The sequence below is a fragment of the Myxococcus llanfairpwllgwyngyllgogerychwyrndrobwllllantysiliogogogochensis genome (assembly GCF_006636215.1).
Taxonomy (GTDB): Bacteria; Myxococcota; Myxococcia; order Myxococcales; family Myxococcaceae; genus Myxococcus; species Myxococcus llanfairpwllgwyngyllgogerychwyrndrobwllllantysiliogogogochensis.
In genome coordinates this window covers 1-578 of record NZ_VIFM01000635.1, presented here as the reverse complement: position 1 = coordinate 578, position 578 = coordinate 1, and the positions used below count along the sequence as shown (strand labels likewise).

The following is a 578-nucleotide window of genomic DNA, read 5'->3' as shown; positions in this document are numbered from 1 at the left end:
CCGTTGCATGAGTCCGTCGGCAGCGAATTCCCAGTTTTCATTGCCATAGGACCGGAACCAGTGGCCGGAATCATCGTGCCACTCGTAGGCGTACCGGACTGCGATGCGATGGTCTCCGTACAGCCAGAGCGCTTTGATCAGCCGGTAATCGAGCTCCTTCTTCCATTTTCTCTCGAGGAAGGCCTGGGCTTGCGCCCGGCCATCGGCGAACTCGGCCCGGTTGCGCCATTGCGTGTCCAGCGTATATGCCAGTGCAACCCTGGCCGCGTCGCGCGTGTTCCAGCGTCTTCGGCCAGACGGACTACCGTCAGTACGCGAGCAAGGACGACCTGGTCCGGGCGTACCTGGACTACCGCCATGAAAAATGGATGGCTTGGTTCAGAAACAGCTTGAACGAGGCCTCTGATGCCGGCGCGTCAGCATTGGGGGCCCTCGTCACGACCCTTGGAAACTGGTTCAGCCAGCCGGACTTCCGGGGCTGTGCATTCCTCAATGCGGCGGCCGAACTGGGTTCGTCAGACCCTGAGATCCTGGCTACCGTCCGCCGCCACAAGCAGGAGATGGCCTGTGTCCTGGAG

2 protein-coding genes are annotated in these 578 nt (G+C 61.6%); one reads left to right on the top strand and one right to left on the bottom strand.

The genetic code is table 11. The features are described 5' to 3' along the window. A partial coding sequence (locus tag FJV41_RS57130) for a DUF1348 family protein (protein WP_246137920.1) occupies positions 1–240 on the bottom strand: 240 nt, incomplete at its 3' end. A 5-nt stretch (positions 241–245) separates the two neighbouring features. On the opposite strand from FJV41_RS57130, the gene FJV41_RS57125 reads away from it, so the two are divergent. Further along, positions 246–578, top strand: a 333-nt coding sequence (locus tag FJV41_RS57125; protein ID WP_246137919.1) for a hypothetical protein, incomplete at its 3' end; no start/stop codon positions are given.